Source organism: Amycolatopsis sp. cmx-8-4 (genome assembly GCF_046548675.1).
In the GTDB taxonomy this organism is placed as follows: Bacteria; Actinomycetota; Actinomycetes; order Mycobacteriales; family Pseudonocardiaceae; genus Amycolatopsis.
Genome location: NZ_JAEBDZ010000052.1, coordinates 1 through 24,941 on the forward strand (window position 1 = coordinate 1; position 24,941 = coordinate 24,941).

Annotated in this window: 18 protein-coding genes and 1 pseudogene; 7 read left to right on the forward strand and 12 right to left on the reverse strand. The window is 67.6% G+C overall.

The features are described from left to right. Window positions 1–432: 432 nt before the first annotated feature. A complete protein-coding gene (locus ACLJQZ_RS46840; protein ID WP_410628074.1) occupies window positions 433–1,581 on the reverse strand; it encodes a UDP-N-acetylglucosamine--N-acetylmuramyl-(pentapeptide) pyrophosphoryl-undecaprenol N-acetylglucosamine transferase in 1,149 nt (382 codons plus the stop codon). 354 nt (window positions 1,582–1,935) lie between these two features. On the opposite strand from ACLJQZ_RS46840, the gene ACLJQZ_RS46845 reads away from it, so the two are divergent. The 5 genes from ACLJQZ_RS46845 to ACLJQZ_RS46865 all read left to right on the forward strand — a co-directional run bounded on the left by ACLJQZ_RS46845 (window position 1,936) and on the right by ACLJQZ_RS46865 (window position 8,158). Then, window positions 1,936–2,907, forward strand: a complete 972-nt coding sequence (locus ACLJQZ_RS46845) for a hypothetical protein (RefSeq protein ID WP_410628034.1) — start codon at window positions 1,936–1,938, stop codon at window positions 2,905–2,907. A gap of 384 nt (window positions 2,908–3,291) precedes the next feature. Beyond that, on the forward strand, window positions 3,292–6,009 hold the full coding sequence (locus ACLJQZ_RS46850; protein WP_410628036.1) for an ATP-binding protein: 2,718 nt from the start codon (window positions 3,292–3,294) through the stop codon (window positions 6,007–6,009). A gap of 295 nt (window positions 6,010–6,304) precedes the next feature. Then, entirely contained in the window at window positions 6,305–6,592 is a 288-nt protein-coding gene (locus tag ACLJQZ_RS46855; protein WP_410628038.1) for a hypothetical protein, read from the forward strand. Window positions 6,593–6,594: 2 nt separating this feature from the next. Next, window positions 6,595–7,581 (forward strand): hypothetical protein, encoded by a 987-nt coding sequence (locus tag ACLJQZ_RS46860; RefSeq protein ID WP_410628039.1) that lies wholly within the window; start codon window positions 6,595–6,597, stop codon window positions 7,579–7,581. Further along, on the forward strand, window positions 7,574–8,158 hold the full coding sequence (locus ACLJQZ_RS46865) for a DUF3558 family protein (RefSeq protein ID WP_410628041.1): 585 nt from the start codon (window positions 7,574–7,576) through the stop codon (window positions 8,156–8,158). The genes ACLJQZ_RS46860 and ACLJQZ_RS46865 overlap by 8 nt, the downstream gene beginning before the upstream one ends. Before the next feature lie 18 nt (window positions 8,159–8,176). On the opposite strand, the gene ACLJQZ_RS46870 is transcribed toward ACLJQZ_RS46865, so the two are convergent. From ACLJQZ_RS46870 to ACLJQZ_RS46885, 4 genes are all read right to left on the reverse strand, one after another. Further along, window positions 8,177–8,908 (reverse strand): ESX secretion-associated protein EspG, encoded by a 732-nt coding sequence (locus tag ACLJQZ_RS46870; RefSeq protein ID WP_410628043.1) that lies wholly within the window; start codon window positions 8,906–8,908, stop codon window positions 8,177–8,179. Between the two features lie 64 nt (window positions 8,909–8,972). After that, window positions 8,973–10,259: a hypothetical protein gene (locus ACLJQZ_RS46875; protein ID WP_410628045.1), complete on the reverse strand. Its 1,287-nt coding sequence runs from the start codon at window positions 10,257–10,259 to the stop codon at window positions 8,973–8,975. Window positions 10,260–10,297: 38 nt separating this feature from the next. Next, window positions 10,298–10,939 (reverse strand): DUF3558 domain-containing protein, encoded by a 642-nt coding sequence (locus ACLJQZ_RS46880; protein WP_410628047.1) that lies wholly within the window; start codon window positions 10,937–10,939, stop codon window positions 10,298–10,300. After that, the gene (locus ACLJQZ_RS46885) at window positions 10,936–11,367 is read right to left on the reverse strand and encodes a hypothetical protein (RefSeq protein ID WP_410628049.1); all 432 of its coding nucleotides are present in this window, start codon (window positions 11,365–11,367) and stop codon (window positions 10,936–10,938) included. The genes ACLJQZ_RS46880 and ACLJQZ_RS46885 overlap by 4 nt, the downstream gene beginning before the upstream one ends. A 772-nt stretch (window positions 11,368–12,139) precedes the next feature. On the opposite strand from ACLJQZ_RS46885, the gene ACLJQZ_RS46890 reads away from it, so the two are divergent. Both ACLJQZ_RS46890 and ACLJQZ_RS46895 read left to right on the forward strand, forming a co-directional pair. Next, window positions 12,140–12,955 carry a serine/threonine-protein kinase gene (locus tag ACLJQZ_RS46890; RefSeq protein ID WP_410628050.1) on the forward strand — a complete coding sequence of 272 codons (816 nt, stop codon included), beginning with the start codon at window positions 12,140–12,142 and terminating at the stop codon, window positions 12,953–12,955. A 52-nt stretch (window positions 12,956–13,007) separates the two neighbouring features. Beyond that, window positions 13,008–14,459, forward strand: coding sequence for a hypothetical protein (locus tag ACLJQZ_RS46895; protein WP_410628052.1), 1,452 nt, complete (start codon window positions 13,008–13,010; stop codon window positions 14,457–14,459). 37 nt (window positions 14,460–14,496) lie between these two features. Here ACLJQZ_RS46895 and ACLJQZ_RS46900 read toward each other — a convergent pair whose 3' ends face one another. The 7 genes and pseudogenes from ACLJQZ_RS46900 to ACLJQZ_RS46930 all read right to left on the reverse strand — a co-directional run bounded on the left by ACLJQZ_RS46900 (window position 14,497) and on the right by ACLJQZ_RS46930 (window position 24,931). Beyond that, entirely contained in the window at window positions 14,497–15,291 is a 795-nt protein-coding gene (locus tag ACLJQZ_RS46900) for a hypothetical protein (RefSeq protein WP_410628054.1), read from the reverse strand. 623 nt (window positions 15,292–15,914) lie between these two features. Beyond that, entirely contained in the window at window positions 15,915–16,223 is a 309-nt protein-coding gene (locus ACLJQZ_RS46905) for a hypothetical protein (RefSeq protein WP_410628056.1), read from the reverse strand. An 834-nt stretch (window positions 16,224–17,057) separates the two neighbouring features. Continuing rightward, window positions 17,058–18,476, reverse strand: a complete 1,419-nt coding sequence (locus ACLJQZ_RS46910; RefSeq protein WP_410628076.1) for a neutral/alkaline non-lysosomal ceramidase N-terminal domain-containing protein — start codon at window positions 18,474–18,476, stop codon at window positions 17,058–17,060. A gap of 418 nt (window positions 18,477–18,894) precedes the next feature. Next, window positions 18,895–19,158: pseudogene (locus ACLJQZ_RS46915) on the reverse strand (transposase); the annotation flags it as partial. Between the two features lie 274 nt (window positions 19,159–19,432). Then, window positions 19,433–23,266: a WD40 repeat domain-containing protein gene (locus ACLJQZ_RS46920; protein ID WP_410628058.1), complete on the reverse strand. Its 3,834-nt coding sequence runs from the start codon at window positions 23,264–23,266 to the stop codon at window positions 19,433–19,435. Then, window positions 23,224–24,048: a hypothetical protein gene (locus ACLJQZ_RS46925; RefSeq protein ID WP_410628060.1), complete on the reverse strand. Its 825-nt coding sequence runs from the start codon at window positions 24,046–24,048 to the stop codon at window positions 23,224–23,226. The genes ACLJQZ_RS46920 and ACLJQZ_RS46925 overlap by 43 nt, the downstream gene beginning before the upstream one ends. A 1-nt stretch (window position 24,049) precedes the next feature. Continuing rightward, entirely contained in the window at window positions 24,050–24,931 is an 882-nt protein-coding gene (locus ACLJQZ_RS46930; RefSeq protein WP_410628062.1) for an AAA family ATPase, read from the reverse strand. Window positions 24,932–24,941: the final 10 nt, after the last annotated feature.

Consider the following 24,941-nt stretch of genomic DNA (forward strand, 5'->3'; position numbering starts at 1 on the left):
CGGCCACAGATGCCGGTCGCCGCACCCGACGGAGTGATCCCACTCCGTCGCTGACACCGGTTAAGCTGCAGACCTCGGCTGGGGATTTTCAGGAAGCGCCTCTGGCCCACTTCGCAGAGCGCCATCAACCCTGCATATCATCGACCAGGGAGTCGACACCGGCCCTGTCCTCGCCGAGGCACTGTTCTCCATCTGGCCCGACGTCGACGAGGTTCGCGACGTCTGGTGGCGAGCCATCGCCCACGGCCGCCAGCTCATCACCGACACCTTGCCCCAGCTCGACACGATCAAACCCAGACCACAGGACCCGGCCCTGGCCGTGACGCACTACAGCCGCGACAACCACCAACTCGGCGACCGAACGGACTGGACACGCGCCCAGTCCAGCCTTCCTGCCTGACCGTTCCGGTCGCCGTTGATCTCAGCGTGGGATCAACGGCGACCGGTCGCGGCGAGGCCCAAGACGACGTCGACGAGCCGGTCCCCGGCATCTGGGCGGCCTTGTTCGCGTGCTTTTCCGGCCATCGCGCTCCGGAGTGCGCCGTCGGTCAGCAGCGGTTCGAGAGCCTCCCGCAGCGCCACGGGCGTGACGTCGCCCAGCAGTGCGCTGGCGGCGCCGGCGTCCGCGAGTTGCCGCGCGTTGTGCGCCTGCTCTCCGCCGGCCGACGACGCGAGCGGGATCAGCACCGAGGGCAACCCCAGCGCGGTCAGCTCGGCGATCGTGCCCGCACCGCTGCGCGAGATCACGACGTCCGCCAGCGCGAACACGTCCGGCAACTCCGGCCCCACGAACCCGACCGGCAGATACCGGCCCGCCACCTCTATCGGCAAAGCCGCCGCCTTCTCCTGCATCCCGGCCACCGCCGCCGGCCCGCACTGGTGAATCACATTCGCCCGCTCCAGTAGCCACGGCAGGATCTCGCCGACGAGCCGGTTGATCTGGACCGCGCCCTGCGCTCCCCCAGTCACGTAGACTGTCGGCCGAGCCGGATCGAAAGCGTCCAAGCTCAGGGCCTCCAGAGCCTTCTCGGCGTGGCCGGTCAGGACTTCCGGCCGCACTGGGTTCCCGGTCACCACCGCACGCTTCCTCGCTCGCTCCGGCAGCAGCGGCAACGTCGAGGCCGAGGACACGGCCATCGCCGTCGCAACCCGGGCCAGCAACCGGTTCGCCAGTCCCAGCCGCACCGTCTGCTCGTGCACCACCAGCGGCCGTCGGCACACCCACGCCGCCAAGCTCACCGGCACCGACACGTACCCGCCGGTCGCGAGCACCACATCCGGCCGGAACGCCCTGACCGCACGGATCGCCTGCAGGACCCCGATCGGCACCTTCCCCATATCGCTCAAGTTTGCCCACGACAACATCTTCAACGGGTTCCGCGCCCGTCGGATCTTTCCCGCCGCAGCCGCCACGAAAGTGATTCCCTCATGTTCGGCGATGCGGGCCTCGAGCCCGTCGGCGGTTCCGACCCACAGAACCTCTACCGCGGCTTGCTCGCTCGCCAGCTGGGACCGCGCCGTACGAACAGCCGTCAGCGCCGGGTACGTGTGACCACCGGTACCACCACCCGTCACCAGCATCCGCACAGGCCGGCCGCTAGCGACACGGCCCTCACCGACACGATCGGCGTCCACGACGATTGCCCCTTTCAAACATGGGCCGCGCGCTGAAGGCGACGACCTCACGCCCTAAGGCTGCCACGCCGATGCAGCCAACCCGTAGGCAGGTAATCACCCTCGGTGCCGTTGGTCCTTACGCGTCCGCGAGATGCCGGGCGTTGTGCGCCTGCTCTTCACCAGCCGACGACGCCAGCGGAATCAGGACCGAGGGCAACCAACGACATCGGCAAGCAATATTGGGCTGATAGGGCCCGATTCCGCGTCTGGCGCAACATCGGACCCTAGCAGCGCGACTGACCTGGCGGGAGGGGTGCGATGGTCAAGAAGAAGGCGGCGGCGCGGCAGTCCTCGGGATGGCTCGCGCTGGCGATCGGCTCGATCACGTTGAAGGCCTCCGGCGGGGCGGCGGTGACCGTGCTGTCCGAGGTGATCAAGGCGATCATCGACCACGTCGGCGACAAGGAGCTCGAGGACAAAGTCACCTCGGGCTTCGCGGACATCAACAACCAACTGCGGGACCTGCGGATCCAGATAGGCAAGATCCCGCTGCGGAAGTACGACGAATACATGGCTGCCGGCCGCAGGCACCTCCAGGACGTCTTGGACACGCAGGAATACTTCGACCGTCGGCAGACCATTCAGAACGCGAAGGCGAAGTTCATCGAAGCCAGCGCGGTTGCCCAGGTCCAGGGCGACCTCGAGCGCAGGCTGCTGGCGGAGGTCGCCATTGCCGGGTGCTGGTACGCCCTGGAGTCCCAGGAAGGCCTCTACAAAACTCTGCAGGCAACCCGGGAAGCCGCGGAGACCGGCGTCTTGGACGGAGACCGGGCGATCATCGTCCGGTATAGCCACATCCTGCGTCTGTGCCGCAACCTCGGCATCGTGCCCGTCCACTGGGCCGAGCCGTTGGACCCGCAGCTGATGCCCGAGATCAAGGCCACCATCCCCACGGTCGCGGTCGTGGGCACCAGCGCCTACCTGCTCGGCGTGCACGTGCTGGTGACCGCGACGAGTCCCGGGGTGGTGAGTTTCGAAGTCTGGAACGAGCGCTGGCCCGAGGTCCAGGTCGGCCTGGCGGCGCGAAGCGCCGACACTGCCTACCATCCCACTCCGGTAGCGCAGGGCGCGGCGCTCGCTTACACGATGTACAACCATGATCCACAGCCGGTGGTGGTTGTCCGGCTGCCCGGTCGGCCCACGCGGCCGACGCGGCCGACGCTCGGCTTCCTGGTCGTCGAGGTCCCGACACTTCCGCCCAGCCCGTACCACGGCTACCCGACGTACTAGCACTGCGACGGCACTCAGCCGAGTTCCAGATCGGGGGGTGGCCAGCAGCACGGGCGACTGCCCACACGTCCCCGTCCACCCACAGGTCTCGACGAGCATCGATGCCTCGTGCAGTGGCCAGGACCGGTTCGCTGCCAGCTCGCCCTTCCAGAGCAGGTGTGCGAGCTGATGGCGCCAGCAGGCCTCCGCGCAGACCCGCTCGGTCGTTGCAACCCTGCCGCAGCCCTGGGAAAACATGATCTTCCGGTCGGCAATCAAGCACGACCAGCATCAGCGAGATGGTCCCGAACAGGCCTCAGCCCGTCCAGCGGCTATCTCTCGTACTCGATTTTTGCGACTGTGGTCAGATCCTGCGTTCTTGCGGACCCGGGAGAGAGGGCGGGCATGGCGACAGAGCAGGGCCTGGGGTCAAGACATCACCTGATCGTGGTCGCGGATGTCGAAGGGTTCGGGGATCCGCGCCGGACGAGCCCGCATTTGCCAGCAGTGCGCGACGGGCTCGACGCGGTAATGCAGGCGGCGTTCGCCGCGGCCGGGACACAGTGGGAAGACTGCTATCGCGAAATGCGCGGAGATACCGTCGTCGCACTCGCGCCGGCCGAGACTGACAAAGCCCATTTCGTGGAAGTAGTGCTGCCGGCGCTGGTGACGCGGCTTCGGGTGCACAACGACACCCACCCCGACCCACAGCGGCTCCGACTGCGTGTCGCGCTGCACGCCGGCGAGGTCGGCTACGACACGCACGGCATCTCCTCCGCCGCGCTGATCCGGACGTTCCGGCTGTGCGACGCCCCGCCATTGAAGGCGGCACTAGCCGGGTCACCAGGAGTGCTGGCAGTGATCGCCTCGGACGGGCTGTTCGACGACGTCATCCGCCACACCCCCGCCGCCGCTCCCGCCACTTGGCGCCCCGTCGCGGTCACGGTGAAGGAAGCCGACACCACCGGCTGGATCACTCTCCCCGACCACCCCTATTCACCCGACCCCATACCGCCAGGTAGCGGCGACCGAAGCGCCGGACATCCCCATTTCGGCTCCAGACCAGGCTCGAGCAGGGTGGTTCCGCGGCAACTGCCCGCGGCAGTGCGGGACTTCACTGGCCGCGCCGGACACCTGGACGCACTCGACGCTCTGGCCCCACCCGACCCCGACCACCACAATCTCGACGGACCGGGAGCTCGGTCGGTGGTGATCACTGCCGTCGACGGGGCCGGCGGGATTGGCAAGACCACCCTCGCGCTGCACTGGGCCCACCGCAACCAGGACCGGTTCCCCGATGGCACGCTGCATGTGAATCTGCGCGGCTACGGTCCTGGTACTCCCGCCACGCCGAGTGAGGCGCTGGGCGGATTCCTGCGCGCCCTCGGCGTCGCGGCCCGCACCATCCCGCCGGAGGTCGAGGAGCAGTCGGCGCTGCTGCGGTCACTGCTGGCAGACAAACGGGTGCTGATGGTGCTGGACAACGCCCGCAGCCCCGAACAGATCCGCCCCCTGCTACCCGGTACCCCCGGCTGCATGGTCCTGGTGACCAGCCGCGATAGCCTCACCGGACTGGTCGTCACCGACGCCGCCCACCGCCTCACCCTCGACCTGCTCGACATACCCGAAGCACACGCCCTCGTCACCGGCATCCTCGGCGCCGAACGCGCCGCCACCGAACCCCGCGCCATCCATGAACTCATCCGGCTCTGCGCACGGCTGCCCTTGGCCCTGCGGATCGCCGCCACCCGCGCCGCCGCCCACCCCCACCAAAGCGTGGCCGAGGTGGTCGCCGACCTGACCGACGACCACACCCGTCTGGACATCCTCAGCGACACCGGCGACGAACGCGCCGCCATCCGCGCCGTCTTCGACTGGTCCTACCAGCAACTCCCACCCGAACACGCACGGCTGTTCCGCCGCCTCGGACTCCACCCCGGCCCCGACCTCACCCTGCCTGCCGCCGCCGCACTCGCCGAGCTGTCCCCCGCCGACACCCGGCCCCAATTGGCCGCGCTCACCAGTGCGCACCTGATCGAACCCGCCGCAGGCAGCCGGTATCGGTTGCACGACCTACTCCGCGCCTACGCCGCCGGCCAGGCCCACGACCACGACACCGACCACGACCGCCGCTCTGCGCTCGAATCCCTGCTCACCTGGTACACCCACACCAGCCGTACCGCCGATCACCGCGTCCACCCTAGGTTCGAACAGATCCCCGCGGTCGTGGCAGAACCCGACTACCCACATCCCATCACCGGCATCAGCCAGGCGTGGGCCTGGCTCATCAGCGAACGCACCAACATCCTGGCCGCGTTGCAATACGCTGCCGACCACCAGTTCCATCACCATACGATCCCCCTCGCTTACGCCTGCCGCTTCCTCCGCTCCGCGGGCAGCCCACAAGAAGAACTCGACGCATGCAGCCTGGGGATCACCGCAGCTCAGCTGGCTGGTAGCCGCGCACAAGAAGAAAGCCTCGTAGCCCTTCGAGGAGAGACAGCGTCCTCGCTCGGCGCCTGGGACCAAGCTCAAGACGACTTCGACCGCGCAGCGACTCTCGCCGAGCAACTCGGCGACGGCGCGCGCCAGGCGTGGAATCTCAACGATCGCGGGCTGATGTTCCTGCGCCGGGGCGACTTCGATAAGGCACTGCAGTGGCTCGACAGGGCGCTGCCGCTGAGCCGGGGCATTGACTCCGGACGCATGGAGGCGGTCGTTGAAGGCAACCTCAGCGCCACCCATATCGGCCTCGGCCAATACCAGCGCGCACTCGAGCACGGTGAGCTCGGCCTGCGCCTGCGGCGGCAGGTCGGGGACCGCACCGGCGAAGCATACGCGTTGACTCAGTTGGCGCGTGCCTGCCAAGCACTGCAGGCACCCGAGCAAGCGATCCGGTTGTGCCGCGACGCGATCGCCATCGGCCGTAGCACGCCCATCAGCCGCGACAAGACCATCGCGGAGCCGCTGGATGTTCTCGCCACCTGCCTGCTTCACCTCGGCCACATGGGTGAAGCGATGGTCTGCTGGCAAGAAGCCGCCACCATCTACGAGGACACCGGCTACCCCCACCACGCCGCCGAAGTCCGGCAACGCCTCCAAGACGTCCAAACGCCATCGTGACCCCCTACCTACGGCATAGATCCGCCCACCCGAACTCCGCCCAGCGCATGTTCATCGGCTGGAGCCAGAACAAGCACAGAAAGTCTTTGGAGGGGCCCGAAGAATGGCCTTGCCCAGCATTTGCTTCCCTCGGCAACAGGGCCTTGAATCACTGTTGCACAAATCAACTACTGCGATCGGCGTAGAAATCCGCTCGAAGGAGAGAAGCTGGACAGTTGACGTCATCCGCTTGCACTGTGTAATCGATCAGCTATGGTGAGTTGGCATAACCTGTACGAGGGTGGGGAGGCCCCGGGTGGGAAATGGCTTCAAGGTAGCGCTCGACGAGCTGCAACGCGTCGGAGAGAGCGCTCTGCCAACATTGCGCGACATCATGGGATCACAACTTCCGGTTCTCAACGCCCACGAGGGGCTCGCCGGCCTGGGAACGCTCGACGTGATCAACGAATTCCAGCTGTCCTACGCCCGGTTCACCGACGAAATCGCAGCTCGCCAGAAGCACGGCACCGAGATTGTCGACGCGACCGCGGAGGCTGCCAAAGCCATCGTGGCGCTTTACCGTCGCGCTGACGGGCAGGTCTAGGAATGGCCGACTGGAAAAGTGACGACGACGTGCGCTCCGCCGCGGACCGTGCCGCGCGCCGGCTCCTCGATCTGTTCAACGACGAGCAGCCGGACGGCAAGTGGCTAGGTTCGCCGGAGGCATATCCCAGCGGCGGTGGGGCCGTGCTCCTGCGCGGCCTGCTCGACGACGCCGACAAGGTGCTCAGTCTCGACCCACAGAAGATCATCGACGAGTTCGAGCGCATGAAGAAGGTCGGCCGGGCCATCGATAAGGACACCTCGTCCGACATCGTCGACGCCTTCCGGAAGATCGACTACTCGGTGCAGGACTGGGAAGGCGGCGGAGCCGACGCCTTCCGGCAGCAAATCTCGAAAATCCAGGCCTTCCTCGGCCAGCAAGCCTCCTACCTGGTCACGACCGTCGAGTCGCTCGCGGTTCTGCTGGCTGCCGCGGTCCAGGCCCGTCGGGACTACGTCGCGGTCGCCGATGCCACCGGCGCCGCCGTCGCCAAGGCGCTCAAGCAGCACAGCGAGGCGGATACGAAGATCGCGATCTCGGTCGGCGCGAGTGTCGTCTCGGCGGTGCTTGGCATCGCTACCGGCGGCGCCTGGTTCACCGCCACTGCCGGTGTCGTGATCGGTGCGTCGTCGGCGGGCCTGCAGCTGGCCGTGGACGGGGACAAGTTCGCCGAGGTCGCCTCCGGCTACAAGACCGGCAAGGACCAGGTGCTGACCAGCTACCAGGACATCGTCCAGCACGCCTTGGGCCAGGTCCAAGGCGCGGAACGGGACCTGCTCGGCGAGAAGAACGAACTGTTCGCCCCGATGGCACCGACGATCGTCGTCAACTCCCCGACCTTCCGCTACGAGGACTTCTCCTCGACCGATCGCCCGGCCGGCGGATTCGGCTCGAAGGTCGACGAGGAACATCGGAAACTGGTCGAGCAGCAGAGTCCGACGGGTGTCGTCGGCCCCGGCACCCCGCTGCAAAGGCGCCTCGATGGCTGACAAGATCCGCAGCGTCGCGCTGGTCGGGCTCGGATTCGCCGTGGTCGCGGCCGGCTGTACCGGACCCGACGAACCTCCCACGCCGTCCACGCCGTCCACGTCGTCGACACCGCCATCCATCACCGGCGCCCAGCTCGACGTGTCTCGCTACCTCTCCACCCCCTGCTCGGGCGTGCCCGCCGCCCTCACGGCACAGCTCGGCCTGGTGAAACCCCAGGACGCCCACGACACCGTGCTCGTCAATGCCGGCGAGCAATCGCAGTGCCGGTTCACCAGCGGCCCACCCCTGTCTGCCGCGGCCGAGGTCCGCTTCTACCCCAAAGCACTGCCTCTCCCGCTCGTCGGCGGGCCCGGCAGCCAGGTCGAGGCGACGTCGGTGGCCGGGTACCCGGCCGGTGAATGGGTGCTCAGCACCGGGACCGACGGCAGCTTCACCTCGTGCCAGATCATCGTCGACGTCGCCGACGGCCAAGGGCTCGGCACCTTGTACAACGGGCCGGCTGGCGAGCCTGTCACCGCCTCGTGCGCCAAGGCCAGACAGCTCGCCGAGGGAGTTCTGGCCGCGCTCCCCCGCTGACAAGGCTCCCGTGGTTCGTCAGAGGTCGGTGTAGGTGTTGTTGAGGGTCGATACGAACTCGCGGGCGGTTGCGGGGATCATGACGATGTTGTCGTCGGCGTCGGTGTAGACGAGCAGCCGTCCGGCTTCTTCGATGTCGATCGCGGTGATCGGCATGCTGCGGGTCCTCTCGCCGTCGGCACGTCGGCGGGCGATGTAGATCTGGTGAACTGCCTGCCGCGGTCGCTGCATCGCGTCCTGGAGGCGTTCGAGGTCGCGGCCATCCGTCTCGCCAGACGCCTGCCGGCCCTCGTAAACAGCCTGCGGCACGACGGCCGGAGGTATCACCGCGGCGGGAACCTCCGGGAGGGTGTCCAGCAATGCGGTGGCGAACCACTTGTCCTCGATGGGTTCCAGGGACACGACGTTGTCGTCGATGACGGCGCGGAGGGCATCACCGTCGCGGGCCGCGATGAGCACCGAGCAGGCTCGCCCGTCGGAGAAGTTGTTGAAGGCGTAGTACTCGCGGTCGGCTCTGGCGAGGACCATGGCGGTCGATCGCCAGAGGCCGTTGAGCCGGTTGTTGCGGGCCAGGCCGAGATCGGTCAACGCCGTCATGGCCCTGACGCCAAGCTCGCGCTGGCCGTCCGCGCTCGTCCAGTGGTGCAGGTTGGTGCCGAACGCCGGCGGAAGCTCCCCCACCGCGAGCATGCTCCAGGCGGTCAGGAAGGCGAGTTTGGGCAGGATGATGGGTCTGTCGATGACAGCCACGACACACGCTCCGTGATGCGGGACGACAGGCGGGGAAGGCCGTTGCCGGCGTGCACGGAGTGCGTCAGGTACCGATGGTCGGCTGCACTGGGGCGAAGCCGGTGCGGGGGTCGACCAGCTCGTCGTCATCGACGGCGAACACGCTCGCGTCATCGCGGACGTATTTGCGCTGATGCTCGTCGTCCTCCGAAGAACCACGCGTGGTTCCCGCAGGCGCCACACCCGCGGCCCCGCGAGAGCCAGCTCCGCGGCCACTGCCGCCGGCACGGGAACCTGCTGCTGTCCGCTCCGCTTCCCCGCGCGGCCCTCTGGCCAGCGCGCCGGCTCCACCTTCGGCCACGCCCCGGTTCGGCCCAGAAGAGGCAGGCGACCGGGGAACTCCCGCGAATGGCAGATTACCGGAATCGGGTAGCTGGGTGCCGGTTCCGCGTTCGAGTTGCTGGGCCAGGCCGAACCCGCTCATCCCTCGTCCGCCAGGCTCGAGCCCGGATGCCGTAAGCCCGGCGGCCTCGGTCCGGTCGCGCTGTGGATCGAAGACCTCGTGCGGATCCCCGCTGTCGACGTCGCCGCCGCTTCCGGATCCCGTGGTAGTGCGGAAGGCCATGTTCTTGGTCCGGGTGTCCGCTTGATTGTCCTCAGTGGACGGCGTCTCCGTCGTTGTTCGATCCTCGTTTGCGTGAGCGGGTTTTTCGGTTCCGCGTTCTGGTCGGTCGTCGGTGACGCCGCGCTGATCGGTCTGTGTGCGCTCGACAGGATCGGCCGGCTCAGGCGTGAGCCTGCCGTAGTCCCCGGACAGTCCCTGGCCCTGCGTGTCGAGGTGTTGGACGTAGGTGTTGTAGATGCCGAGGTTCTTCTCGGCCTTGGCGTTGTAGGCCTCGACGGCGTCCTCGGTGTCGGTGTCCCAGGGCGTCGCGACGTCGAAGAAAGACTTGTCGGGAGGGTCACCCATCGGCTCCATGGACTGTTTGGCCAGCTCGAACCCGTAGGCGGCGTCGGTCACGTTGCTGCCGTTCGACCTCAGCGTCAGCGCCGCGCGATCGATCAGATCACTGAAAGCCTTGGTTCGCATGTGGGCACGGTTCGCACCACCGCCTGTCCAGGCCGGCTCCAGGTTGTTCAGCATCGCAGAGAGCCCAGCAGCAATCTCGTGATGGCCGGCTGCGGCGCTCCCGGACGTGATGCCGCTCTCGGTCCAGCTTGTGCCGTCACCGGCCATGACGCACCGCACAACCGCTGGGATCGGCATGACGTGAACACCGACTTCACCGGAGAACAGATCGCTCGCCCAGCCGATCGCGTCCTGGGCTGCGTGCACAAGCGCGGTTCCGGCGTGCTCTGCTTCGCGTGCCACGACGTGTGCGGCACGCCCGAGTTGATCAAAAGGGAACATCAGGAACCTGCCTTTGCTCTCAGTGTCGCGACTGTCATGTCAGCGATCTGAGAGATCAGGCTGCATGCGTCCTCGGTGTCCTTTTTGCTCACTCCCAATGTGAGGCTGACGTCGACCGAAAGGTTGTCCGCCAGGCCGATGCTCGCCTGGCAGAAACCGGCGGGAATCGCGCCACCCTTGGTCCCGGCATGAGCGACGACGGGGAAGCCTTGTATCGCCGGCAGTTCCCGCCACAAAGCCGATTGCGGTTTCGTATTCGCGTAGACACCGCTGAGCCCGACGTGGGTGTTGAGCGTGTACGAGACTCCGACAGCGCCTCCGGTGTTACGATTGGACCACGCACACGCCGGGCCGACCTCCGCGAGATCCTCGCGCTGCCCGGAGACTGAAGCCCCCACGGCAGCGACGACCTGATCCGGTGTGAGCGCGTCCGCGCAGGGGTCGCCGGCAAGCACAGACAGCGGCAACGGGTCGACAACCCTGGGCGCCCCAGCGAACGGCAGACCTGGAGACGAGGCGTTCTGTCCAGCAGGAGCGGGCAGGGCACTTCCCGACGTTTCGCCAAGTCCGCCGTGGCCAGAGCACGCGACAGCAAAACCTGCGACGGAGACCAGCACGACGAAAGCCAGCCGACGATTCATCCCGCGACACCACCCTTCGGCGTCCCCGTCTGACCGATGTCGTGTGCCGCCGCGGAATCACGTCCACTGATCACCCGGAAGGATTCCTGGATCTTCTTGACCAGCTCGTCCAGATAGGCTGCCTCCGAGCTGACGTGATCACTTAGCACGGAGAAGACACCCTGGCCGTTCGCCAAGCGAGCGTTGTAGGCGAGGCTAGCGGGATCATTCGCCGCCGGCCGGACCTGCTTCAACGTCTCCGTCTGTCGCTGCAGTTGCCGGAGCTGCTCAAGGGCGTTCTGCGCCTGCGACAGCACAGCCTGCGCTTCCTCGGGTAACAGGCTGAACCCGGCGCCCGAGGTGCCTGCGGGCGGAGCGCCACCGGCGTCTCGCACCTGCCCATCGATTTCCGCCAGCCACGGACTGACGCCTGTGTGTGGTTGTGCCACGGCCGCGTGAACCCCTCCCGCTCAGCGCTGCGTGCCCAACGATCCGGCTTCCGACACGCCGAAGATCGTCCGGCTGGCCCACTGGCACCGGTGATGGATCGACCGGTCCGACGAGTCAGCCGCACATGTGACCGTAGCTGATCAACTACTTTCCGTGTACGGCAATCAGCGGATGACGCCGTCTGCAAATTGCATACGCAGATCATTGCGGACTCGAGCCGTCGGCGCGATGCTCGACGTTCGACGAGGTCAAGGCACACATCTGGAACCAATTGGCGGTTCGCTCAGGACGAGTGGACAATTTGATGACAGTTCCCGCAGCCGGCCGCGACCACGCGATCAAACTCACCCAGCCGAGCGAGGGATCTCGCCTGCACGCGCGACAGCACGTGCATTTGCGTGAGGTCGCACCCCTGCACTGGACTGGTTCATGGCACTATTGGCCGTCCTCACCCTCGCACCAATGAATCCACGCAAGGTACCGCCGTATCGCACCGACGACCGCGCAAGCACACAATGACCGCCCTGGGCGACCTTCGCACATACATGACGACCGCCGCCCAGCTAATTAGGTGACCGGCCGCAGTTCGGACACGACTTCCGCACGAGTACAACATTGAGAGCGACTTGCCGGAGTGGCCCACCTGTCGGCTCCCAATCCGCCCGCATCTTTCACACCGCTCGCGGCGAGGCTTCCGGCGCTCCCGCATCGGGGGGAGGATCATGGAGCGTCAAGGCACCTGAAGCGCAGGACTCGCCAGGAGGTCACCGGATGGAAGAGCGGAAGTACACAGCCGACGAGGTAGCTGCCGCCTTCGGAACTCTCGCCAAAGAGGTCAGTTTCCTGGGCACCGGAGCGTTCGGCGAGACCTGGAGAATCGGCCCGCAGGACGCGTGCAAGATCATCTACCAGGACGACTTCCCCGCGGAACGCCTCGACCGGGAGGTCGAGGGCCTGCTCAAGATCGAGGACGACCGGGTAGTCCGCCTGAGGGAACGCACCGCCGTGGTGATCGAGGGATGCATGCGACAGGTCCTGAGGTTCGAGTTCATCCCCGGTGGCGACCTTCGTCGTCGGCTCAACCAGGGGCAGGTTCCCGCGGAAGAGTGCGTCGCCCTAACCCGTGGGTTGCTGCACGCCGCAGCCGTGCTGCACGAGGCACAGGTGGTGCACCGCGACATCAAGCCGGAGAACATCCTGCTGCGGCACGGGGAGCCCGCCGATCCCGTGCTCGTCGACCTCGGCCTGGTCAAACCGCTAGATGAGTCGACGTTGACGGTCTACCCGAGCTTCATCGGCACCGCACGCTACGCCGCGCCGGAGCAACTCCGCGGCGATCGTGCTCGTAACGCGGCGGATCTCTGGTCCATCGGCGCCGTGGCCGCAGAGGCTCTGACCGGCCGCCACCCGTACTCCCAGCCAGGGCAGCACAGGGATTTCGCCACCCTGCTCCGCGCCGCGGAGAGCGTCGACCTCGATCTGCCCGCCGACACCCCCTCCGAGCTGCGGATCGTGATCGCGAAGTTGCTCTCGCCGCGTAGGTCGGCCCGGGGCTCAGCTCGTACGGCGGAGCGCATGCTGGCGTGAGCGGCACCGGAAGTGCAACCAGTGTTGGCGGGGTCACCGGAGGTGTGAAGAGATGCGTGATGAGAGCTCGGATGGTTCTTCAGAGAGCGACATCGGCGAGTCTGAGCTGCTCGGACCGCCGGAGGCCTACGGCTTCGACGCCCTGACCGGCGTCTGGATCACCGAGGACACCCGGCCCGAGGACCTCGACCCCTACGCCGACCCGCCAAGCCGGTACTACGACCTGGACGAACCAGACGACGACACGGTCGACGAGTTCAACCGCAGTCTCGCGGAAGAGATCGCCGACCTAGCGGAGGCGCAGAACGCCGAACAGCCAGCCACCCCGGACGTCACCGGCCCGCCAGCCGCCGAAGCACTTCGCGGCACCGGTCCGATCATGATCATCAGCCGTCCTCACAAGCACTACTCCACGGTCCCCGCACTCCTGCGTGGGCTTGCCCGTTCCCAGGGAAAGGCAGTCACGTTTGCGGCGGCCGGCACCCTGCTGCAGCTGGTGCCCAGAGCAGGTAACGCCTACCTGTCCCAATTCGGAGCCGCCGCGCTCCGCGTCGCCGATCCTGTTGCCCACGCCGTCTTCGATGCGGTGCCTGGCCGAAAGCCCGTGAGCGATCAGTTCAAACGCTGGCCATTCCAGAAGCGCCAGGATCCAACCGTTGATGAAGCCGCCTGGCTTGACGACGTCGTCGCAGCCCAACGGGACGCTGGCGCCAACGTCCTGCTCAGCCCAGGACGGTTCCTGCCGGGTGTCGCCCCGGACGCCGAGCTGGACGCGGCTTTCCGCCACCTCGACGCGGTACGTAACCGAGCTGAAGACGAGCCCTCGTTCCTGAACCTGGTGCTGGCCACAGGATGGCTGATGTACCCCGACCGGGTGGACGACGTCGCCGAACGAGTGATCGAATCCCGCCCCGACGCACTCTGGCTCACCACGCTATGGCCAACCACGGCCACAGCATCGCAACCTGTGGAACAGCAACTCCTCGCCGGCTACCGCGACCTCTGTCAGGCCCTCGCGGACGAGCAGATCCCCGTCCTGCTGCCCACCACCGACCTCACCGGCTGGTGGTGCCTGGCGCACGGCGCCGCGGGATTCGGCACCGGCTTGTCGGCAGCCGCGCGCGGCTTCACCCCGAACATGCGAGGCGGCGGGATCACAGCGCCACCGAAGCCGCGCATCTTCACACCTGAGCTCCTCCACACCATCCTGCGCACGGAGCACGAAGCTCTGACGGCAGGCGGATTGGTCGCCCAATGCGACTGCCCCTACTGTGAAGCCAGCCGCAACACCCACGACTGGGACGCGCACACCCAGGGGGCGCATCACCTGTACCGCCTGGCAGAGCTGACCGCCGACGTCGCCAACGCCTCCGACCGGCGCACCCACATCACAGAGCTCATATCCGACGCGCTGATCACTGCGGCTTCGGCAGTTTCACAAGTCGCGATGGAAACCGCGTCGAAGCCCGGTCACCTGGGAGTCTGGCACCAACTCCTAGCGTGACCGCTGTCACGCGGGTCAGCCTTATCGTCCGAAGAATTCAGTTCAGCACGGCGACCGAGCTCCGCGGATCGCGCGGTGAAGCCAGAACAGGTCGCCCAAATACGTGCCTGACCGGTCCCGATACGGCGCCTGCCGAGTGAAGTGCCCATAGCCGCTCGGCCGCGAACATCCGACGTAGAGCCCAGCCCCGGACCCGGCGCGGCCGCGGAGCTTCACGAACCACCCGTACCTCACCCGACGGTCGAACTGACAGCACGCCAACCTGAGACGAAGCAAGCATCTCCGTGGCATCGGCGGCCCTCGCCGCTACGCGCGGCGGCAAAGCGATGTAAGACGCGTCGGCAAACACGGTGTGTCGACGTGCCTGCACGAGTGCGCGATGCCAATCCGACAACTTCGCCTCGACCGCTGTCACGCCCGTGACGGGGATCGAGTACTGCCACTCGGTCTCAGCGCCACCATCCGCGGTGCGCCGGATGTGCCCCGCTTCACTCAACCGGCGCAAAGGCCCTCGACGAAGCCCATCGACAGTGAGACCGGCGAGGGCGGCGAGCTCGGCGACACCGGTCCACTTGTCTGGGTGCTGCAGAACGGCGAAGACCCGCACGTCAGTCCAGTCCGTGATCGCCGGACGACCACCACGCTTGTCGCGGTGACCGCGCGCGAACCGCACTGCGCACAGATCCGCCACGCCGTCGCCGGCCGGCACTTCGAACATCGCCGACCAGTCCCCGCCGACGATCCGCAGCGGCATCAGGCACGCAGTGGCCCGGGCAAGCGGCAGCAACATCTCCACCTCACTAGCGAAGAGCTCTTCGACCAACTTGCTCACGTCGTCCCCTCCTCCGGCCGGTCGAGGCAACGATAATCGAATGTCACCGGCACGGCAGAGGCAGCCGGAAGGGAACCGTCCACTAGGCCGACAAGCTGGTGCCGCGCCGGATGGCCCGTCGGACGCTGAACTTCACCCAGGCCCAGATCCTCGATATGGAAGGCGAGGACCGCGACGACGTCACCCGGGCGGTGTACGACCCGGCCAGCGCATACGGTGTAAAGCCAACGGCGGAGCCGCACCAAGCCACGCAGCAACCGGCAAGTGCTGGTGTCTAGTCCGAGCCGTGCTCCGAGGGCTTCCCCTTGGCATGTGTCGCGCGGTGTCGTCTCATGCCGATTCCTTTCGGGACGCCAGATACGTTGCACCCGTCGATCCCGCAACGCTCCCTCACGCCACGCTCGATCGCATATTCGTGCAGGTTGCGTAGCCCTGGTCCGAACCCGAAGTGCGCGAGGCGCTGCGCAACGCTTCCGTCGTGATGCAAGGCATCAAGATCAGCGCTGGCCTTCTTGTCATGACCCGTGCGGAAGAAGGCACCGGGCGGGGTCTCTCTCCCACATCCGCAGAAGCACTCATCGGTCGGTGTGATTGGGGTGGCGGTCCCTGACATGACCTTCTCCTCAGCCTATACGGAAGACGAACAGGTCAAGTCTGTCTTGATAATCAAGAATGTCAAGACTTAAATCCAGCAGCCCTGCCTTGAGCTCCCGGGTTCTGAAGTGGAACTTCGGCGTCAGGACGGTGATCGAAAAGGCGTCAACTGACTTGTCCGGTCCCGACGCAGTGACTGCCACGATCACGTAGGCGTTGCGATACGCCCGGTACAGGCGACCAGGCGCACAGTCCCGGATCGCGCCGCTGACCAACGGTTTCCCCAGCGCATCGTCGAGGTAGCCCAAGGGCCGCCCACAAGCGATCGCATTGAGCACACGTCGGAGCAAGTACTTGCGAGCCCCATCGCCACACCCGCCGCTGAACACCGACCGTGATCGCTCCGCCGGCGACAAGTGCGCCAGGGATACTCATCATCCACGATTCGAATGCCATACCCGCCCGGCCGGCTACTCGGTCTCTTTGGGGTGCTTCAGACTGGCCAGCTGCACCCAGACGGTGTGACGCTCCTCGTCGATGAGGTACCAGATGCGGCCACCGCCGGTCACTTCGAACTGCCATTGCGGCAGCTGTCGGCCGCGGTGCAAGGCGGTGCAAGCCAGTTGCGAGCGACCCCTTGAGGCGCTGATAGCGGGTATCCGGGTTCTGACCCGGCGCGGTGCGCATGAGGTCGTACGCGCGGCGAGCGTTACCTTTCGCCGCGCGTACGAGATCGTCCCAGCTTGCCGCCGCTTCCTTGGTGCCGAACCGGACGTCCCACTCGTCGCCGCCTGGCGGCGGAGCGACGCGTTCGTCTTTCTTCAGGCTCACTCGTCGCCATGCTTCGGCACAGCCCCGAAGTCGCCATCCAGTCGCCGAGGGGAGGAAACGACCGGGTCCGCACGCTTGCGGCACCGCTCGTCTTCTCAGCCAGCCTCGCCCGCGCCCGGCGCGCCTACGTTGTAGTTGTTGTTCCTGCCATTACCCCAGGTTAAGCATGGTATCCGACAAGATCACCCGAATTGGCGGCGCACCCGGTGTCGGCCGCAGCCTGTCCAGCCTGCGCGAAGCCTCCCTCGGCATCCGCACCGAGTCGTGATGCCCGGGGACCCGGTCCAGCCCACCTCCCCGGCCCATGTCGGATGTTCTCGGCATGCAGCGGAGCAGACAACTCAAAGAACAGCGTTCAACGCGGCGATCAGGGTGTCTTCGACGCCGTTACCTTGGGCGTTGCGCAGGTAGTGGGCGATGATGCCGTACGCGCACATCGCGCCGCCGCCAATGCCAGGGAAGTCATCAGACCAGCCACAGGCGTAGCGCCAGGCACCACCGGTGGTCAAGAGTTGTTCGGTGGGCAAGTAGGCGGGTACCTCGCCAGCGTATCCAGAGAACCAGATGCCGTTGGTGCCGCCGTAGTGGCTGCGGCAGTAGGCGGCGTAGCCGGACACTGGTTCCCCGCCGAGGAAGGCCAGCCGCAGCGGGGTGCCGCCGGTGAAGCGCCAGGTTTGCACCGGAACGGGGGTCGTGAATGCAAAACTATGCGTGTCGATCTGGTCGATCATGACTTCGGCGTGGCGGCTGATCCACCCTGCTGCGGTGGCCTGTCGGACGGCGAAGTTCGCGCGGACCGCCGCGAGACTGCTGGGGGTGTCGGTGATGTCGAGCCGGACGTCGACATCACGGTAAGCGGTCAGGATCGGGCCGGTGACTGGCCGGCCGGGTGCGGTGATCGTGTTGACGACTGTCTGGCCGAGGTCGTGGCCGCGGTCATCGAGGGCCTGCCAACCGGGGGAAGCCACCGGGTCTTGATCCCCGGCCGCACCGGTGAGGAACTGCGCAAAACCCCCGGTCTGCTGCTCGACCACCTCCACCGCGAGCCCTGGGTAGTCCGGGTCGATGAGTGTTTCCGCTGGAGCGACGACGGGCTGGCATCCGTAACCGAACATCACCACCAGCGGCGACCCGTCGAGAGCTCGTGCCGTCAGAACCGGCACATCCCGCTCGACGCCCGCCATGCCTTCCCGGTTGTAGGAGAACGCCTCATCGGCGACCTGGTAATCCAACGTGCACGGAACCGCGGTGGCCGCGAGGCTTATTCGGACGAGGTCGACGATCTGGTCTTGCACCCAGGCGGCGTAGCCATGAACCCTGTCCATGTGGGGAGATGGGTCGAGGATGTTGTAGAGGGTGTACGCCGTGATGTCGGGGGTGAGGACGGGCCCGTTGTGGGTATGGGTTGCCGTGAGCACGAAATGCGAGGACGCCACCCCGAGGCTGACAATTCGCGACCGGATCGCCTGGTGGATGGCGCGTGGAAACGCCAGCACGTCCGCAGTGACGATGACGTTCGGCGTCCCGTTGTCCCAAAACACGGTGCACCGCGCGTAGAGCGGACGATGCACACCTGCGGCGAGCCGTGGGGTGTCTGTCGCGTAGCCAGCAAGCGGGATATCCAGTTCCGGGGTGATGTCGGTCTTGCCGACCGCGACCGCCATCGGCGCTGCGCCCGACGCCTGACCTTCGGCGAGCAACGGAGCTGCCAGAGTCGCCGCGAACAGAGCAGCAGTCGTTAGGACCGGGCGTCTGGGCATGGACACGAACGTCCCCTTCCTGCCAATGCGCTTCCTCACGCTGCACTGGCCGGGGCGCTCGTCGACTACCCCGTTGTGTGGGGACGGGACAGCGCCAACCGATGCCGTCGTCAGCGACCCAGATTCTCCGCTCGGATGATCTTCCGCGCACAAAGAAGTCGCGGTGACGTACGCAGCCGTTACGTGCTGACCTCTAACAGCCTGTTGGCGATTGGTCATGTGGCTGGTTCGAGTTGGCTGGATGGTCGGGGCTGTCGCCGGCGTGGCGGGGGTGCGTCACCTGCGCCTTCTCGGGTCAGCCGGCGGGTCAGGATGGCGACGGCGGCCCACCACACCATCGCTTCGTGATGCTCGGGTTTGCGTTCGCAGCCTCGGACCAGGCGGTGGTGGCGGATCAGCAAGCCGAACTTACGCTCGACTACCCATCTACGGGCAGGACCACGAAACCTTTGATGCCGTCGGTGCGTTTGACCGTGGCGACCGTCAGGTGCAGCACGGCTTTGGCCCAGGTGACGAGGCGTATGGCGTAGCCGCCGTCGGCCCAGACCAGGGTGATGGTGGAGAAGTGTTCGCGCAGTAACGCCAGCAGCAGGCAGGCGGTGTCGCGGTCTTGCATGCCGGCGGTGGTGACGGTGACCATGACTACGAGTCCGAGGCTGTCGGTGGCGATGTTTCGCTTGCGTCCCTTGGTTTCTTCCCTGCGTCATAGTCGGCGCGTACACGCGGGACCTAGCTCGCCTGATGCCAAAGTCCTGAGGCGCAAGTCGGTTCAAAGGCGGCCGGTGATCTCCAACCTGGAGCCTCGCGGACCCGGATCGGCAGCGGCCCGCCCGCACGCCCGGCCGGGCGCCACGAGCGATGCCTGAACGGCCATAACCTCGGCGTGCCGAATCGGTCTGTCCCGTTCAACCGGGACATCCGCTTTCCACGGCGTCGTCAGCCCTGTCGGGACTCCTTCACAAATCGACTCGGCCGCGCTGAACGATCGTGGTGCGGTAGCCCCTGAGCAGCGGAGACACCACGTCGACCTCGATGCCCCACTGTCGACCGACCGGCGGAATCCGAAAGGTGAGGGGCGGGGCCTCGGGGCACAGCAGGCTTCCGTCGGCCCGCACCCGCGGCCAGTGCCCGTCGATCCGCAGCGGAACCGGTGAACCGTCCACGGTCAATCTGACCGCCGCGATCACGCATTCGTCCCCGTCGATCCGCAACTCGGCCCGCCCGACCGAAGCCCGGACGACCTCCACGAGCGAAACCCCCGTCGGCTCGTCGAGGTCGAACATCCACAGCTGACCGGTCGCGTCCCGCGCCGCCACGAACCCCGGCTCCCCGGCGAGAGCGACGACCGGCAGCCCGAGCCGGATCTCGTGCACCTGGGTCCCGGACTCCGCCACCGACAGCCGGACCACGCCGTCGGCCCCGGCAGTGACTCGCCAGTAACCGAGGTCTGCTGCCGTTCCCGCTACGTCGGGACGAACCCCTGCCGTCAATCTCGGACCTTTCACCGCATCGACACTCAGTGTGGTTCCAGCCAGCCACAGGTATGCCTGCCGCTCGCGGACCACGAGCCGTTCGAAGGCGTGCCGCTCCTCGCGCAGATCGGGCAGGATCCGCTGGCGGACCGAGCCGTCGCCCCGCATCGCCACGTAGGTTCCTTCGTGGACGAGCACATCGACGATACCGCCGGGAAAACCGACCTCCTGGGCGAGCAGCCCTCCGCTCCCGGCAGCGTTCCAATACCGGATCGAGTCGGCCCAGCTCAGGACAAACGACGACGCGACGTGCGCAACGCCACGCACCGGATGGATGTGCCTCCCGAGGACTACGAGCTCGTCGGACACCGGATCCCACCGGGTCACCTCACCGTTCGCCGAGCCCACCAGGACCGCGTCGTCCGGCATCCGGGCCAGGCAGGTGACCGGGGGCTCGACGTGTCTCCTTCGGATCACCTCGAGTCCGGGCGCCCAGAAGACCAGCGAGCCGTCGTCACCTCCGGAGACGAAGGAATCCTCGCTGGTACAGACCACCGCGCGGACCGCGCCGCGGTGCTCGATCCGCTCCCGGCTCGACCCCTGATCGTGGATCGTCCCGTCCGCGTAGCCCACGATCCAGCGAGCCGGTGTGGTATCCAGCGCGCCCATCGCGGTGACGCGGGCACCCCGTCCGGGGATCTCCAGGATCCGCCGCCCCCTGTCGGAGACGCTGGGCCTCGTGACGCTTCCGTCGGTCCCGGCCACGGTCAGCGCCTCGCCGTGGCGCTGTGCCCGGTCGATCGGGAGGTCGACCGGCTGTCTCGGGTGCACATCGGTCCAGATCGTCCGGCCGTGCCACGCGACGTAGCCCCAGGCACCTCCGTTCGCGCCGTCGATCTCGGCCGAAGCGCCGATCAGCGAGCCATCCATCGCGTGCACGCCAAACCGGGTGACGACCACGGGACGGCCACCGATCACGGCGATCGCGAGAGCGGGACCGGGATGCAGCCGGTCCTCGCCGATCCCGGCGGGCCGGAGCTCGCTTTCGGTGATCGCCCGGCGCACGCGAAGCGGCGGCCGCAACCCGAACCCCGAGACGAGGCGAGGTTCCGCCCGGACAGTGAGCCAGTCCCGCAATGCCGGAGCGAACCCGGCCGGCGGCACCCCCAGGTCGGCGATCTGCGAGATCACCGTCCACAAGGTCCTCATACCGGGATCACCGGGTAGCGCGGCCAAATCCGCGAGCAGGCCAGCTCGATCTTCAGCGTAGCGGCGAACCAGGAAAGTCAGCTGCCGGCAGAGGTGTTCGGGTACCTCCGTGTCGCCGACGGCGAGCAGGTGCGTCACGGCATTGGCCAGCCGGGTGAGACTGGCGTTGGCGACGAAGTCGAGGATCCGACTCTTTCCGAACACGAAGCGCCGCACCGTCTCGTCACGACTGTCCGCCGGGGCTCGAAGGACGTCTGCGGCTTCCGGCGCGGCCAACTCGACGACGCTGCCCTCACCGGTGTCCTCGACCAGGCCGTTGTCGAGGCAAGCCGACCAGAACACCCGCCATGACGGCTCGACGACGGCGCAGTCGAACCACGGGTGTCGGTGCTGGGCGAGGTAGAGCATGTACAGCAAGTGCGTGAGCTGACGGCCGAACCTCCGGCCCAGCGCAGCTCGGACATCGGTCCAGCCGGCGGTGAGCAGGGGCGGCACGTTGTCCGCGGTGACGCTGTTGGTGGGCTGCCGAGCGATCCACCGGAGGATACGGACGACGGCACGCGGACTGTTGCCGGCGAGGTCGACCAGCGCCTCGACATCGACCGGTCCGACGAACGCATGCTCGACCTCCGCCAGGTGCCGGCGGACGAGGGCACGGCCCACCTCACGGGTGGCGTCGGCGGTGAAGTGCTTCACTCGCAAGGATTGGGTGGCGAGCCGATCGCGGAGGTCCAGCCACCGCGTGGTCGTCACCAGGTGGTGGACGCCAGCGGGGACGTCGGCGAGGAACAGCCGGTCACCGTTGACGGGGAACTCGTCGAGGGCGATAACCAGCGGACGGCGAAAGGCACCTTGGCGGGCCAGATCGTCCAGCAACCCGGTGAACGATCTGCCGTTGATGTGGGTGTACTCCGAGTAAAGCACGCGAAGCTGGGCCAGGCACGATTCCTCGATCACCACCGGGTCGGTCGTGGCTGAGTAGAAGTGCTCGACGACGGCGACCCCGTCGCGGCGCAGCGCGTCGGTGACGGCGACGAGCACAGTCGAGGTACCGCTGCCGGGTCCGCCGCGGATCCCGACCCAGGAACTGCTGGGGTCGAGCACGTCGCGGAGCAGATCGGCGATCTCCTGGGAACGACCGAGGCAGGGCCGCAGTCCGACCTTGACGCGATCGAACCGGAGCCCGGCCGATTCTTGCTCGTCCACGGCGACTTCGTAGGAGGCGCCCAGCAGGGTCACCAGGGAAGCCGTTTGGGAGCCGGTCTCCACCTGGACCGGCTCGCCGGTGCGGAAGCGGACGCAGCGACTGTGCGCGCAGACCCCGTCCGTCCACCGGACTTCGACGACCAGCGGATCGGTGTCGGGAACCTCGGGCAGCTCGACCGAGCCGGGTCCCTCGGCACCGAGGACCACCGCACCGTCGAGGAGCTGCACGGGCACCGAGATCCGGGGCAGGGTCGTGGCCAGCCACGGAAGCCACGTCTGCGTCTCTCCGGCGGACAGGTCGCCCGGCGGTGCCTGGCGGTCGAGGTGGAGCATGGCTGCAGCGCGCGCAGCCCGGGAGGCCGTCCGTGCGACGACGCGACGGGGAAAACGACCGACCGCACCGAGCAACCAGCGAGCGATGCCGCGGGGGTCGGGTTCCTGTCGGAGCTGGTCGAGGGCGGCGAGCACCAGGTCGTCGATGTCGTCGTCGGCACCGGGCGGGCGAGTGACGTCTAGGTGGTGGATGCGCTCTTCCAGGCGCACCGACCAGTGGGCGGTCGCGTGCGCGGCCGCGATCTCCTCTACCGCGTCCCGCAAGAACGCCGTGGCCGAGGGGCGGCGGAGCCCCTCGCGAAGCAGCTCGGCAACGAGCGGGTCTAGTGCTACGGCGGCGGCGTCGCGGGCGGAGAACAGATCCGAGAACCACAGATCGCTCTCGGCGGAAGCGTCCGCGCCCGGGATGAGGAGCCGGAGCCGGCGCAGCAGTGTCGGCTCGACCCGTGCGGACAGGGCGCAGGCGGCGGCCAGCGTCACGGCGTGCGGGTTGACCGCGCGCAGCAGTTCGAGCCGGAGCCGGGCCGTCACCGCCGGGCCGCCTGCCCGGCGGTCGTCCGCCGATCCCACTGCACGACGGGAAACCGGGCTGCCCACGCCGGCCATCGCGAACGCGGGTACGGCACCAGGAAGACCGCGTCCGGCGGCCAGGCGGCGGGCAGGATCGGGCTGCCCGCGCCGATCCCCAGATCGGTGGCGACCAGCACCGCGCCTGCTGCTACCTCGGGCAGCGTGTCACGGAACGGCTCGACGGTGACGGCGTCCTGTCCGACCACTCGGCGCAGAGCGGCAGCGAGCCAGCGCAGATCGCGGCGGAACAGCTGCATGCCCGGCCCGTGGTCGACCCACAACCGAGCCCCCAGCCGTGTGGTCGGCTCGGCCAGGACCGGCATCGCGACGACAGCTTCGCGGCGAGCCAGCATCCTCGTGACCGCCAGCGTGTCCACCTCCGGGCCAGGACACCGCACCTTGGCCAACGTCGACAGGATCGCTCGCTCGTGCCACGGGGAGAACAGCGGCTCGGCCGGCCGCGGCGCGGGTGCCGGCGGCAGCAGGTTGTGCACCGAACCGCGCAACGGCCGTGGTGGCGCGGCCACGGGTCCCTCCACCAAGGTCACTCTGACCCGCCGGACCGGCCGGGGATCCCCCTCCGCCGTGTGCACGTCGGCGTCGGGGGACGCGGCGGTCGCGCTCGGGCCCGGCGCCGGCGGAACGGGCAGCGGGGTCAGCGGCTCCGGCACTGGCGGGGGGTCGGAAAGCACGACACCGAGCATCGCGGCGGCGGCCCGCAGGCCATCGCCGTCGAGTTCCAGCGTCCCGGCGGCGCGGATCAGGTCGGCCAGCGGATACATGTCAGCGCAGCTCGAGTGCGGGTTGCTTGCTGGTCGTCGACTCGAGCACGGCCTCCCACAACGGGTGACCGGGCCGCACGCCCAGCTTGCGGGCGGCGGCGACGGCGTCGAGGTACTCCGCGACACTCACGTCCGCAGGTCCCCCGGTCTCCGGCCCGAAAACGTCAGTGACCTGGCGGTAAAGCACAGCATCCGGCCCGAACCGCACCGCGGCGATCTGCCGCAGCCGGGTGTGGGTCGGCATCGGCAGCGAGTAGACGACGCAGCGGCGGAGAAATGCCTTGGGCAAGTCGCGCTCTTCGTTCGTGGTCAGCACCACCAGCGGGGCCGAGGCCGCTTCGACCAGGTCACCCTCGTCCGTCCGGAACCGGTAGAGGCCGAGCGGCTCCAGCAGGTCGTTGGGCACGTCGGGCTCCGCCTTGTCGATCTCGTCGAGCAGGACCACCGCGTTCTCGTCTTCGGCGCCTTCGTTGGGATCGACCCGCCGGTGTTCGGCCGCCGTCACCGGTGAGTAGGCCCACCAGAGCACGCCGGGTATCAGGTACTCCCGGCGCGGCCTGGCCTGGTGGGCTGACGCGTCGGAAAGCCGGGCCACCTCGTCGACCTCCCAGAGCAGGTCCTGCGCCCGTGTGCGCGAGGAGACGGTGCGCGGGTAGAACCGCCACCTGAGGTGCATCGCGACGTTGCGCGCGAGCGAACTCTTCCCGGTGCCCGGCCGGCCGCGAACCAGCAACGGACGCCGGGTGGCGAGCGCGACGTTCACCGCGAGCACAAGACCTTCTTCGTACACATAGCTTTCGACGGCCGACCGGTCGGCGAGCGGCTCGAGTGGTGCGGGCTCCGGCACCAGCGGCGGGTCGAAGATCTTCATGTAATCGCTCATCCGATTAAGC

Coding starts and splice junctions, on each gene's coding strand:
- ACLJQZ_RS46840 (WP_410628074.1), bottom strand. CDS start 1,581: ATGCTGGTGACGGGTGGTGGTACCGGTGGTCACACGTACCCGGCGCTG.
- ACLJQZ_RS46845 (WP_410628034.1), top strand. CDS start 1,936: ATGGTCAAGAAGAAGGCGGCGGCGCGGCAGTCCTCGGGATGGCTCGCG.
- ACLJQZ_RS46850 (WP_410628036.1), top strand. CDS start 3,292: ATGGCGACAGAGCAGGGCCTGGGGTCAAGACATCACCTGATCGTGGTC.
- ACLJQZ_RS46860 (WP_410628039.1), top strand. CDS start 6,595: ATGGCCGACTGGAAAAGTGACGACGACGTGCGCTCCGCCGCGGACCGT.
- ACLJQZ_RS46865 (WP_410628041.1), top strand. CDS start 7,574: ATGGCTGACAAGATCCGCAGCGTCGCGCTGGTCGGGCTCGGATTCGCC.
- ACLJQZ_RS46880 (WP_410628047.1), bottom strand. CDS start 10,939: ATGAATCGTCGGCTGGCTTTCGTCGTGCTGGTCTCCGTCGCAGGTTTT.
- ACLJQZ_RS46890 (WP_410628050.1), top strand. CDS start 12,140: ATGGAAGAGCGGAAGTACACAGCCGACGAGGTAGCTGCCGCCTTCGGA.
- ACLJQZ_RS46895 (WP_410628052.1), top strand. CDS start 13,008: ATGCGTGATGAGAGCTCGGATGGTTCTTCAGAGAGCGACATCGGCGAG.
- ACLJQZ_RS46910 (WP_410628076.1), bottom strand. CDS start 18,476: ATGCCCAGACGCCCGGTCCTAACGACTGCTGCTCTGTTCGCGGCGACT.
- ACLJQZ_RS46925 (WP_410628060.1), bottom strand. CDS start 24,048: ATGTATCCGCTGGCCGACCTGATCCGCGCCGCCGGGACGCTGGAACTC.
- ACLJQZ_RS46930 (WP_410628062.1), bottom strand. CDS start 24,931: ATGAGCGATTACATGAAGATCTTCGACCCGCCGCTGGTGCCGGAGCCC.